This window comes from Agrobacterium burrii, from assembly GCF_017313405.1.
In the GTDB taxonomy this organism is placed as follows: Bacteria; Pseudomonadota; Alphaproteobacteria; order Rhizobiales; family Rhizobiaceae; genus Agrobacterium; species Agrobacterium burrii.
The window spans coordinates 195,540-207,807 of the sequence record NZ_JAFLNA010000006.1; the positions used below are offsets into that span (position 1 = coordinate 195,540).

Below are 12,268 nucleotides of genomic sequence, written 5' to 3' on the forward strand. Positions count from 1 at the left end.
TCGCGAATGGCGGGTTGAGATGGCGTCCGGCACAGGGTATCAGATGCCCAGCCCCAAAGCGGGCCTTCCGCAAGCAACAAGGCGTATCCTGACATGATCCCGGACTTCCTCGTCACCCATTCCGGTGGCTTCCATGCTGACGAACTTCTGTCCAGCGTCGTGTTGACCCGGCTTTTCCCGCAGGCCCGCCTCGTTCGCAGCAGGGCAGCCGAATGGATCACACCCGGCGCGGACCGCATCATCTACGACGTCGGTGGTGCTTATGACCCAGCGGGCAGGATCTTCGACCACCACCAGCGCGGCGCACCGTTGCGGGATGACGGTCAGCCCTATAGTTCGTTCGGCCTGATCTGGAAGCACTTCGGCCGGGACTATCTTGCCGCCTCTGGCGTTCCACAAGAACATGTCGAAACCGTCCATGCATCGTTCGATACCAACTTTGTGCTGCCGGTCGACCTGGTCGACAATGGCACGCTCAGCCCGTCCATCGCTGGGCCACTTGCCGGGCTAACGCTGCCTGTTTTACTGGAAACCCTGAAGCCCGTTTTTGACGAGACAGATCCCGACGCGGACAATCGCAGTTTCCATGCCGCGCTGGCCATTGCCCGCAGCTTCATCGAGGCGAGAATAGCCAACAGCGCTGCAAAATTGCGGGCTGAGGCGCTTGTGAAACAGGCTATCGTGGATGCCGGTGAAGGGCATATTCTGGAACTACCGGTGGGAATGCCGTTTCGGTCCGCCATCGTGAAGTCGGGTGCCGACCACCTACTTTTTGTCGTTCATCCCCGCAACAACGACTGGTGCCTGACCGGTATCCGCCGCGCGGATGAGGGCTTCGAGCTGCGGGCAGATTTGCCGGTGGCCTGGGCCGGCCTGACGGACAAAAATCTCGAAGCGGTTTGTGGCGTCGAAGGCGCGAGCTTCTGCCACAACGGCCGGTTTGTCGCGGCGGCCAAAACCCGCGATGCCGCGCTGGCCATGGCGGAGTTGGCGGTGAAAGAAGCACTCTCCCTCGGCAATGAAGCGACAGCGACAAAGCTGTGACATTAAGAGGATGAGCATCGTCATGTTCTGATGGTTTGGGAAAAGGCTCCTCGGATATCGACAAGTGGAAACTTTGGTGCTCCAAGCAAAGGTGATACCTGACGCATCTCGGCCAATAAACGACAGGCAAACTCTAAGGATCGCCTATGCTTGCTTTCACACACCTTCGTCACGGCGCGGCCGTAATGTGCGCCGCCTTCGCTATGCTTCAAGTCGGGAGCGCTGCGGCGGCGGAAGCGGATCCCACATTTTATGACGCGGCGTTGTGCAATCCTCCTTACTCGATGACATCCGCGACCGAGATTTACGATGCAGCGGAAAAGCTTGCAAAACCCGATACATCGTCACTGGGCGCCGCAATCTACACGCTTCCATTTCAGATTGGCCGCGATGGATTTGAAAGTGAGGAAGTGTTCTTCGCCAATGGCGCAGTCGGCGTCTTGATCAAGGGCCAGCGCGCCGACGATCTGGCGGCGAAATATAATCTGAAGCCAGAAACCTCCGACCTGATGGGCACATCCAGCAAAGGCTACGCCCGGGAACTTTCGCAGGACCTGCAGCCCCCGGAAGGTCTGGCTGGCCCGGGGAAAGTTTCCATTGTGGCCCGGGAAGGTGACGCTCTAGGCGGTAAGACCCTGTTGGCTTGCGAATTCGCAGCGGACTGAATAACGCTTCCGTGGAAGGACCGCCACACAAGACTTTGCGACCAGTTGCCTAGTTAGGCTTCAAGGCTTGGAGCCACGCAGCGGATTGTCCGATACATTCACCGTTAGCCGGCAACTTTTCGGAGCGATTTTTCGATCTCTCCTCCGCAATAAGCGTCACCATAGTTTTCAAAACTCCGGCGGTTCAAGAGCGCCAGCGGAGCCGTATTCCCCACCCGCTTGGAAAGCCCCCAGATGACTGGCGAGGTGTCTTCGATGATGCCTTTAATGACCGGAAAGCGTTCAGCCACCGTCGTCCAAAGGAGGGCGGTGACTATATCTGCGACGCCGGGTTTTTCCGGTCCGAGCATAAATCCGGAATCAGCAGTCAGGCCGTTTCTTGCTCCGGTATCCTCGAAAATACGGATCCACTTCTTCAAACGAGGGCCGAACTCCGCCCATTTTTCTGGCGTCCACATCTCGCGCCCCCCACTGAGCGTCAGCTCATCAAGGACGTCGTTGGCGTCGTTTACGACTTTGGCACTAAGCGCGCGGCCCTCGGCAGCGGCCGGCAAAATATTCAGCCGCTCACCCAGATAGAGGGCGATTGCCGGCATCTGAGAGATTGCGAAATGGCGCTCGCGATCAATCAAAACCGGCGGCCCCATGAAAGCTATCGGCTGTCTCCCCACCTCACGATGCATCATATCGTCTATCGCATCGACACCATGTTCATCCCAGGAGCATCCGCCATGGGCCAGAATTCCCCTGATGAACTGACCTCTAAACGGAACTGGCCAGTAATAAAGGTCGAAGTCGCTCATGTCGTCCTCCTATATGTTACGTAAACCACTAACGGGGCTGGCGATTGCCAGTTCCCCCCCGCATTGCGCTGAAAGCAAACACGGGAATTCGACGACCTGCTGCAAGCAGCTGGTCGTTCAAATTTTGACGCATTACGGGTGATGACGACCGGGCGCGCTTGGGCTCAAGCTGTAAGCACCGCAGCACTTTCGGTTCATTGCATTTGCTACTTGCTCCACAGATGTCAGCCACGGCTTCAATCCGTTGGGTCGAAGATCAGGCGTATCAGAGTTCCGTCAGTCGCCGCGGCACTAATTGCTTTTGCAATCAACCGGAGCGGTCCGCGCGCGACGAGTGTCTCCGGCAAAGGTTTTTTTCCATGGCCCGGATCGATAAAGGCTGAACACTCATCATCCGAATTCAACATTGCCATGAACGATGTTGCAACGACGTGCTGGCCGCAAGCGGCGCATCGCAGAATATACGAACCGAAATGGATGACAGGTTCAGTCTCGTCCAATCCGCACGAGGTGCAGGCCAGCATCGTGTTCATGCTAAATATATCCCGAGTACAGCTGCCGATGCCCCTATGACGCAGCGGTCAAAATGATCGCGATACCGATCAGCATCGGTCCCATCCACTTGAAATGACGAACCACCGGTAACTGCTGCCTGGGGTTTTTCGATAGGGGCAAATAACCAAAACCCACTGCGGTCATCCACAGACCGGCGCAGAACATGATGAATTCGTCGATATAAGCTGCAATCATGACTGCTCCCAGCTACGAGTGGAGGTGAAACAATGTCCATCATCAGCCTCCATTGCTCAAATTAAAATCCCATCAGCGCGCAGGGTGAGGGTAACGCGCAGACGGCACGTGTTTGTTGCAGGCGACCCGCCCCCACCAGCTAATTGTTCCCGATTGCTTCAAGCCAGATGCTGACGGCGACCGCACCCGCGTCGGGGTGCCCGACAGCCCGTTCGCCGAGATAGCTCGCGCGCCCGAGGCGCGGCCTCATGGAGGTCGTCGCCTCCGCACCCGCAACGCCCGCCGCCACGGCGGACCGCCAGGCCTCTTCGGTCGGAGCACCCGCTGCGAGTTTGTCCCGAAACGTTTCTGCCGCCGGATGAAGCGCATCTATCATCGTGCGGTCCCCTGGCTTCGCACCGCCAAGTTCCGAGATCGCGATAACCGCCGCTACAAATGCTTCCGCCATCTGCTGAGCCGTCGGGCTTTCAATCCCGGCAAGATGGCGCGAGGCGCGCATCAGCGCCGTAGCGTAAAAGGGTCCGGAACTTCCGCCAATCGCCTTGCGCATCGCGTTTGCCATCGCCATCAGCCCATCGGCGACGTCTCCGAAGTTTTCCTTTGGCAGTGCAAGTATCGCCTCGGCACCACGAACCATGCTTGCGCCAAGGTCACCGTCACCCGCAACACTGTCCAGCTGCGTTAATTTGGGCTCTGCTGCAATCAAGGCATTGGCAATCCGATCTGCGGTGGAGCGCAGTCGACCGCCGGCTGCGGTCATCCTGTTTCCGACAGGCAGGCTCTTCTCGGCACTTGCCGAGGGCAGGATCCGCTCGCGGTTCACCACACCGCCGCGTGGCCATGCGCTGGCATCGGTTGGCGCATCGATGAGGCTGAGCGCTGCCTCGTCGACATGCATGAGCGACAACGAAAAACCCGGCATGTCCAGAGCGGAAAGAAAGGTGCCGGCCCACGCCCGGTCAACCACGACGCCCTTTTCTTCCAGTTGCGTGACCGCAGATCGCGCGACGATCGCGAGTTCCATTGGCGGCGTCGATCCCAGCCCGTTGACCAGCAACGCAACCCGGTCCCCGCTCTTTAGCCTGCTGTCGGCTTCGATCGTTTCGAGGACCAGTTTCACAAGCTCGTCCGCCGATGCAATAGGCATCCGCCGGACGCCCTGCTCGCCATGAATTCCGAGCCCGACTTCGATTTCAGCTTCGCCAAGCACAAAGCCCGGCCTGCCCACGGCGGGCAGAGTGCAGGAACCCAGCGATACCCCCATGGAGGATGTTCTTTCGGCAGCGTCGCGTGCAATCCGGGCCACCTCTTGCAGCGAAAGTCCCCGCTCCGCGGCCGCGCCGGCGAGCTTGTGAACAAACACCGTGCCCGCAATACCGCGGCGACGGTCAGCGGGAACCGTGTCCTTTAACGCGACATCATCGGCAACGACCACAATCTCGACCGGAATTCCTTCAGCCCTTGCCAATTCGGCCGCCAGTCCGAAATTCAGCCGGTCACCCGTGTAGTTCTTGACAATGACCAGAGCGCCAGCGGGTCCAGCCCCAGCCCTGATACCGGCAAGAACCGCATCGGTGCTTGGCGATGTGAAGACGTCGCCTGCCACGGCGACAGTCAGCATGCCCTCGCCGACATAACCTGCATGAGCCGGCTCATGTCCACTACCCCCGCCCGACAGAACCGCCACCTTGCGCTTTTCCGTTTCCGGAAGGCCAGAGCGGATAACCACGTTCTCGTCTGCAAACAGGACTGTCGCAGGGCTGAGCGTCACCACACCTTCGAGCATGTCCCGCACAACGGTGGATGGGTCGTTGATGAGCTTCTTCATGCCGTATTCCTCTTTTCAGGTCGCCGTTTGCTGGTGGAGGACGAGCCGTGCCCCTGCTGGCCCTGAACAAGCACGATCTCCCGGCCGATTTCAAGCTCGGGCGTTCGTCACTTGCGAACCGCTGCCCAATAAAATGTTGTGAGAAAATACCCTGCATAAATGGGCTGCTGGTTTGCAAACCAATCAGCGCATCATGCGCAAAGTTTGAGTTGACCGTTTTAAGTGGTGAGGTGACACTTGCAGCAATGGACAGGGAGGAAGATGATGGACGACGCACAGCAATGGCGCCAAATGGCAAGTGCGCCGAAAAACGGCAACCGGATCCTCGTAACAATACGCTCGTCAGAACAGGGACCAGCCCAGGTAGATCTTGCGTATTGGGCGAAGAGCGACCGGTTCGGTGCAGAAGGCTGGCGCGCTTCAGACTCGTTACCGGGCCGGATTATCGAATACGCTGAGCCGGAATTGAAGTGTTGGATGCCCGTCCCCTCGGCCAATGCCGATGGTCTCGCAATGCCATCCCCCTGGAAAGGTGAGGACGATCGCGAACTCGATGGATCGGGGATATAACGGAGCGTACCGCCATATTTCGATCGTCGCACGCAGGCTCGATGGCAGCCATCTCCAGTATCGCGGCGAGCGGGACAAAGGGATAGCGTGTTGACGAGTTAGGACGTGAACCACTCGGCCGCCGAGAGTATGCACCTTCAATATGGAACAACCTGGCGCGCGATAGACCTAAAACAAAGTATTTTATACGGAGTAGCTGGGTCCAGCGGGGGGGGTGCCTCGCACATAAGTAAAACTTGTGGTTTCCTCATCAACTCACAATTTATTGTGGTTGCACTCCGGAGCAATTTGGCCTTGTTTGTGGACTCAAAATATTCACGGGGAAAGAAACAATGTCGATAAAAACAACAACACGCGCCACTCTGCTGGTAGGATCGCTTCTGTTTGGTGCCAGTTCCGCGCTTGCAGAAACAGTTCTGCATCGTGGCAATGCCGGCGAACCACAGACGCTCGATCAGGCCCAGACTTCCATCAACATCGAAGCCTTTATCCTGAAAGACCTTTATGAAGGTCTCACCATTTACGATGCCGCCGGCAAGATCGTCCCCGGCACGGCCGAAAGCTGGACGCTGTCTGAGGATGGCACTGTCTACACGTTCAAACTGCGTGCGGATGCGAAGTGGTCGGATGGCACCCCGGTAACGGCCGGAGATTTTGTTTTCTCCTACCAGCGTGTCGAAGACCCAAAGACCGCCGCAAAATACGCAAATATTCTCTATCCGATCAAGAACGCCGAAAAGATCAACAAGGGCGAGGTTCCGGTTGACCAGCTTGGCGTCAAGGCGGTGGATGACAAGACCCTTGAGGTCACACTTGAGCGCCCAACACCTTTCTTCCTTGAACTCCTTTCTCACCAGGCGGCTCTGCCGATCTCAAAGGCAAGCTACGAAAAGAATGGCACCGACTTCGTAAAGCCCGGTGTCATGGTCTCGAATGGAGCCTACAAGCTCGAAGCGCATGTTCCCAATGACAGTTTGACCGTCGTCAAGAACACCAGTTTCTGGGATGCGTCCAACACCAAGATCGACAAGGTCATCTTCTACCCGATCGATGATCAGGCCGCATCCGTTCGTCGTTTCGAAGCAAAGGAAATGGACCTCGCCTACAACTTTTCCGCAGACCAGATCGACCGTCTGCGCAAGGCCTACGGCGAACAGGTTCACGTTTCGCCGACGCTTGCCACCTATTACTACACCTTCGACACCCGCGAAGCGCCTTATAACGATGTCCGTGTCCGCCAGGCGCTCTCCATGGCAGTGGACCGTGATTTCCTCGCCAAGGAAATCTATAGCGGTTCTCAGATTCCGGCCTACTCCATGGTTCCTCCGGGCATGGATTCCTACAAAGAGCCGGCAAAGGCAGATTTTGCCACGCTGTCGCAGCTTGATCGTGAAGACGAAGCCCTCAAGCTCATGAAGGAGGCTGGTTACGGTGAAGGCGGCAAGCCGCTTTCCATCGAAATCCGTTACAACACCAACCCGAACCATGAACGTGTCGCGACGGCTATCGCTGATATGTGGAAGAACACCTTCGGCGCGAAGGTGTCGCTGGTGAACCTCGACGTCGCCTCGCACTATGGCTACCTTCAGGAAGGCGGCAAATTCAACGTGGCGCGTGCCGGTTGGGTTGCGGACTATGCCGACGCCGAAAACTTCCTGGCGCTTTCGGTATCTTCCAACAAGACCTTCAACTATTCCAAGTTCAACAACGCCGAATATGACGCGCTGATGCAGAAATCCTACGACGAGAAGGATCCCGCAGCTCGCTCCAAGCTGCTGCATGAGGCAGAAACCATCCTCATGAAGGAACAGCCGGTTGTTCCGCTTTTGACGCAGGCCGATCTTTGGCTGGTTTCCAACCGCGTCAAGGGTTGGGTCGACAATGCTGCTAACGCACACCTCAGCCGCTTCCTGAGCGTTTCCGAATAAGCAGCGTCGGCACGGTGGCTCACCCCACCGTGCCATGCCGGAGCCTGAAAAACCATGATCTCGTTTATCCTGCGCCGTTTGGCGAGTGCGGTGCCGACTTTGTTTATCGTCGTCACGATTTCGTTTTTCCTGATGCGTTTCGCGCCGGGCGGTCCGTTCAATCTTGAACGTCCCCTGCCGCCGCAGACGATGGAAAACCTGATGAGAACCTATCATCTGGATGAGCCGTTATGGCGCCAGTATCTCATCTACCTCGGCAATGCCGTCACCGGCGATTTCGGGCCGAGCTACGTCTACAAGGACAATACCGTCGCACAGTTGATCGGCAAGGGTCTGCCTTATTCGCTGGAACTCGGCAGCTATGCTCTTTTGCTGGCGCTGGTTGGCGGCGTTCTTGCCGGCACCCTGGCCGCGCTCAGGCAGAATAGTGCCTTTGATTTTTCGATCATGTCCATTTCAACGGTCGGCGTTACCGTGCCGAACTTCGTTGTCGCCCCTGTTCTCACGCTCGTCTTTGCCGTTTTGCTCGGGCTTCTGCCCGCCGGCAGCTGGGGAGACGGATCACTGCGATATCTCATCCTTCCGATGATCGCGCTCGCTTTACCGCAGCTTGCGGTTATCGCGCGTCTGACACGCGGTGCAATGATCGAGGCTTTGCGGATGGACCATATCCGCACCGCCAAGGCTTACGGTCTTCCGGCGCGCAACGTGGTGGTGTTCCACGCCATGCGCGCGGCGATGCTTCCGGTCGTTTCCTATCTGGCTCCTTGCGCCGCAGCGCTGTTGACGGGTTCGGCTGTCATCGAGACGATCTTCACTATTCCGGGTGTTGGCCGCTACTTCGTTCTTGGCGCGATCAACCGTGACTATACCTTGGTGATGGGAACCGTCGTTCTCGTCGCCATTTTTGTCATCCTGTTCAATCTCGTGGTCGATATTCTCTACGGCCTGCTTGATCCGAGGGTCAGACATGACTGATATTTCCGGGAACATTGCCGATAAACCACCGGTGAAAAGCCGAAGCCTGTTCCAGCTGGCAGCCCTGCGTTTCAGACGAAACAAGGCCGCCATGGCGGGGTCCGTCATGCTGCTGCTGATCACGCTTTTCTCGTTCATTGGTCCGCATTTCCTGACACACACCTATGATCAGGTGTTTTCGTCCTATGTCTCCGTCCCGCCAAGCCTCGAGCCACGACCAGACGTAAACAACCTTCAGGGCGTCATGGAAGATGTGGCAGGCCGCGCGCGCGTCGAACTGAAAGAATTTGCCGTCGAAGGGCAAAACTTCACCGCAACGGTTACCTCCAGCAGCCAGATCGACCCACGCACGACACGCTATTTCGACCGCGCCAACGAATTCGAAAACACGAAGGTCGTTGCAACGGAAGACGATGGTCGAACGCTGAAGCTGGAAGGCGACGTCAACCGCGAATACTTCCTCTTCGGTACAGACTCGAACGGTCGCGACATGCTGGCGCGGGTGATGCTGGGCGGGCAAATCTCGATCGCCGTCGGCGTTCTGGCCAGCCTCGTTTCGCTCGGGATCGGCGTTTTTTACGGCGCAACTGCGGGGTATACCGGCGGGCGCGTCGACAATGTGATGATGCGTTTCGTCGAAATCCTCTATTCGCTGCCCTTCGTTTTTCTGGTGGTCGTTCTGGTGGTCTTCTTCGGCCGCAGCTTCATCCTGATCTTCCTGGTCATCGGTGCGGTCGAATGGCTGGACATGGCGCGTATCGTCCGTGGCCAGACGCTTGCCTTGAAACGGCGGGAATTTGTGAGTGCCGCACAGGCTTTGGCTTTGAGCGACTGGCAGATCATCCGCCGTCACATCATTCCCAATACGATCGGGCCTGTCGTCGTGTTCGTCACGGTTGTCGTGCCCAAGGTCATTCTTCTGGAAAGCTTCCTCTCCTTCCTCGGCCTTGGCGTGCAGGCGCCGCTGACGAGCTGGGGGGCGCTGATTTCCGAAGGTGCCAACAATATCCAGTCGGCTCCGTGGCTGCTGATATTTCCGGCGATCTTCTTCGTGCTGACCCTGTTTTCGCTCAATTTTGTGGGTGACGGGTTGCGTGATGCACTCGATCCCAAGGATCGTTGACATGAATACGACATCTGAAACCATCCTCACCGTCCGTGACCTCAAGGTTGAATTCACAACGCCCGATGGCACGGTGAATGCCGTCAAGGGCATCGAGCTCGATGTCAAACAGGGTGAAACGCTTGCCGTCGTCGGAGAATCCGGTTCCGGAAAAAGCCAGACCATGATGGGCATCATGGGACTGCTTGCATCCAACGGGGTTGTCGAAGGTTCGGCAAAATATCGTGGACGCGAGTTGATCGGCCTGCCGGTCAGCGAGCTGAACAATATCCGGGGTGCGAAAATCACCATGATTTTCCAGGAGCCGATGACCTCGCTCGATCCTCTCTACAGGATCGGCGCGCAAATCGCCGAGCCGATCATTCACCACAGGGGCGGTAGCAAAAAGGAGGCCCGCGCACGCGTTCTCGAGCTCCTGAAGCTTGTGGGGATTCCCGATCCGGAGCGGCGTATAGACAGTTACCCGCATGAGCTTTCCGGTGGTCAACGCCAACGCGCCATGATTGCCATGGCTCTCGCAAACGAGCCGGACATTTTGATTGCGGATGAACCAACCACCGCGCTTGACGTGACGATCCAGGCACAGATCCTCGACCTTCTGAAATCATTGCAAAAACGCTTCGGCATGGCCGTCGTCCTCATCACGCATGATCTCGGTGTTGTCCGCCATTTCGCCGACCGCGTCGCGGTTATGCGCCGCGGGGAAATCGTCGAGGCCGGCACGACGGAAGATATCTTCGATCGCCCGCAGGCTGACTACACCCGGATGCTTCTCGATGCAGAACCCAGCGGGCACAAGTTGCCAGTGGGTAAAGAGGCGCCTGTCGTTCTCTCCGGGAGGAACGTGACGGTCGATTATAAAATTGCGGGTGGCTTCCTGTCGAAATGGAGCAAGTTTCGGGCTGTCGATGACGTTAATCTCAGCCTTCGCCAGGGACAAACCATCGGCATCGTCGGCGAGTCCGGATCGGGCAAGTCCACCCTCGGTCGCGCGCTTCTGGGGCTTACCCATTCCAAGGGCCGCATTTTCTTCGGCGAGACGGAAATCAGTGGCCTTGACCGAAAGGCCATGCGGCCATTGCGGCAGCATTTGCAGCTGGTATTCCAGGATCCCTATGGTTCGCTTTCGCCAAGACAGACGGTCGGAGAGATCATCACTGAAGGTCTGTTCGTGCATGAGCAACAACTGAGCCGCGCGGAGCGGGACAAGCGGGCAATAGAAGCACTGAAAGAAGTCGGTCTGGATCCAGCCACCCGCAACCGCTACCCGCACGAGTTTTCAGGCGGGCAACGTCAGCGCATCGCAATTGCCCGTGCGATCATCCTCAAGCCCGATGTCGTCATTCTCGATGAACCGACATCTGCGCTGGACCGGTCCGTTCAGGGACAGGTTATCGATCTGCTGCGTGATCTGCAGAAGACGCATGGCCTTTCCTACATCTTCATCAGCCACGACCTTTCTGTCATCAAGGCCATTTCGGACTACGTGATCGTCATGAGAAACGGGAAGATTGTGGAGGAGGGAGAAACAGACGCGATATTCAACAGGCCGACGGCTGAATATACCGAAACACTCATCAAATCAGCGTTTTCGGCGGAAGCAGCACCATAGATTATCGGCCAGCTGAGCAACAGCCTGTATACTTTACCCCTGATAAGGCATGCCCTTGGAAGAGTACTGCGAGGCCGAGCGGCATGTTGCCCCGCAGTCCCAAATCGAGCTTGACCCGATTTATGAAGACCTCACTTTTCCAAAACCGAAAGTCTTCCGCAGGCTTCCATCGACCGCCTTTGCCGGCATGAAGCTGCGCAACCGGCTGAGAAGGTTGCCTGGCGGCCAACTGGCTGGCGCATTTTGTACGGCCCCTCAATGGCAGCCAGTATCTTTGCCGCAACCAATGTCGGCGCGGGAGCCGATTTGATTTGTGCCTGTACTGTCTGGATGGTCGCTTCGGCCTGCTGGGCATAGACACCCAGCGGCGCTTCCGTGTGTGCAGCATTCACATCGAGGTTCGTATTCGTGAACGTCGGCTCCATGAGGATGACACGAACGTTAAAATCTCGGATCTCGTGATCGAGAGATTCGGACATACCCTCGAGAGCGTGTTTGCTGCTCGCATAAATGCCCATGAATGGCGCCGGCAGAAAGCCCAGAACAGAGCTTATATTAATGATAAGTCCGCTGCGTGCTGCCCGCATTGACGGCAGGGCGCCCCGGATCATGCGAAGTGGACCGAGGACGTTCACATCGAAAACCCGTCCTGCTTCAGCAGGCGTGGTATTTTCGACAGGCCCGACCAGCGAGACGCCCGCATTGTTGATGAGGACGTCAATCCTGCCCGCCTCGGACAATACCCAGTCGATAAAACTTGAAACCGATGCGTCGTCGGTCACATCTACCGCCTCGAATTTTACGCCGGGGATAGATTTAGCGCGGTTGGGGTCACGCGCACCGCCGAATACGCGGTAGCCTTTCTGCGCCAGAAGACGAGCGGTGGCTTCGCCTATGCCTGACGACGCCCCTGTTATCACGATCACTTTCTGTTCGGCCACCGTGGCCTCCTTCATTTTCTGGTTGT

General features: G+C 57.4%; 11 protein-coding genes and 1 pseudogene. 7 read left to right on the forward strand and 5 right to left on the reverse strand.

What is annotated here, in order from left to right; all coding sequences use genetic code 11:
• The first annotated feature begins 93 nt into the window (after positions 1–93).
• Together JZX89_RS13530 and JZX89_RS13535 are read left to right on the forward strand one after the other, a co-directional pair.
• Positions 94–1,044: an MYG1 family protein gene (locus JZX89_RS13530; protein WP_207134346.1), complete on the forward strand. Its 951-nt coding sequence runs from the start codon at positions 94–96 to the stop codon at positions 1,042–1,044.
• Positions 1,045–1,190: 146 nt separating this feature from the next.
• On the forward strand, positions 1,191–1,709 hold the full coding sequence (locus JZX89_RS13535) for a hypothetical protein (protein WP_207134347.1): 519 nt from the start codon (positions 1,191–1,193) through the stop codon (positions 1,707–1,709).
• 104 nt (positions 1,710–1,813) lie between these two features.
• On the opposite strand, the gene gst is transcribed toward JZX89_RS13535, so the two are convergent.
• The 4 genes from gst to JZX89_RS13555 all read right to left on the reverse strand — a co-directional run bounded on the left by gst (position 1,814) and on the right by JZX89_RS13555 (position 5,090).
• A complete protein-coding gene (gene gst / locus JZX89_RS13540) occupies positions 1,814–2,512 on the reverse strand; it encodes a glutathione transferase, Atu5508 family (protein ID WP_207134348.1) in 699 nt (232 codons plus the stop codon).
• Positions 2,513–2,748: 236 nt separating this feature from the next.
• On the reverse strand, positions 2,749–3,045 hold the full coding sequence (locus tag JZX89_RS13545; RefSeq protein ID WP_149900741.1) for a eukaryotic translation initiation factor eIF-2-beta/eIF-5 family protein: 297 nt from the start codon (positions 3,043–3,045) through the stop codon (positions 2,749–2,751).
• 34 nt (positions 3,046–3,079) lie between these two features.
• Entirely contained in the window at positions 3,080–3,262 is a 183-nt protein-coding gene (locus JZX89_RS13550; protein ID WP_174374461.1) for a hypothetical protein, read from the reverse strand.
• 139 nt (positions 3,263–3,401) lie between these two features.
• Positions 3,402–5,090, reverse strand: a complete 1,689-nt coding sequence (locus tag JZX89_RS13555) for a dihydroxyacetone kinase family protein (protein WP_207134349.1) — start codon at positions 5,088–5,090, stop codon at positions 3,402–3,404.
• A 264-nt stretch (positions 5,091–5,354) separates the two neighbouring features.
• On the opposite strand from JZX89_RS13555, the gene JZX89_RS13560 reads away from it, so the two are divergent.
• From JZX89_RS13560 to JZX89_RS13580, 5 genes are all read left to right on the forward strand, one after another.
• Positions 5,355–5,660 carry a hypothetical protein gene (locus JZX89_RS13560; RefSeq protein ID WP_153515999.1) on the forward strand — a complete coding sequence of 102 codons (306 nt, stop codon included), beginning with the start codon at positions 5,355–5,357 and terminating at the stop codon, positions 5,658–5,660.
• 332 nt (positions 5,661–5,992) lie between these two features.
• Positions 5,993–7,588, forward strand: coding sequence for a peptide ABC transporter substrate-binding protein (locus tag JZX89_RS13565; RefSeq protein ID WP_207134350.1), 1,596 nt, complete (start codon positions 5,993–5,995; stop codon positions 7,586–7,588).
• A 54-nt stretch (positions 7,589–7,642) separates the two neighbouring features.
• On the forward strand, positions 7,643–8,566 hold the full coding sequence (gene oppB / locus JZX89_RS13570) for an oligopeptide ABC transporter permease OppB (RefSeq protein WP_149900736.1): 924 nt from the start codon (positions 7,643–7,645) through the stop codon (positions 8,564–8,566).
• Complete coding sequence (locus tag JZX89_RS13575; protein WP_207134351.1) at positions 8,559–9,689, forward strand: ABC transporter permease; 1,131 nt, start codon at positions 8,559–8,561, stop codon at positions 9,687–9,689. Before oppB ends, JZX89_RS13575 begins: the two co-directional genes overlap by 8 nt.
• 1 nt (position 9,690) lies before the next feature.
• Positions 9,691–11,301 carry an ABC transporter ATP-binding protein gene (locus tag JZX89_RS13580; RefSeq protein ID WP_207134352.1) on the forward strand — a complete coding sequence of 537 codons (1,611 nt, stop codon included), beginning with the start codon at positions 9,691–9,693 and terminating at the stop codon, positions 11,299–11,301.
• A gap of 120 nt (positions 11,302–11,421) precedes the next feature.
• Here JZX89_RS13580 and JZX89_RS13585 read toward each other — a convergent pair.
• A pseudogene (locus JZX89_RS13585) lies at positions 11,422–12,257 on the reverse strand (oxidoreductase).
• Positions 12,258–12,268: the final 11 nt, after the last annotated feature.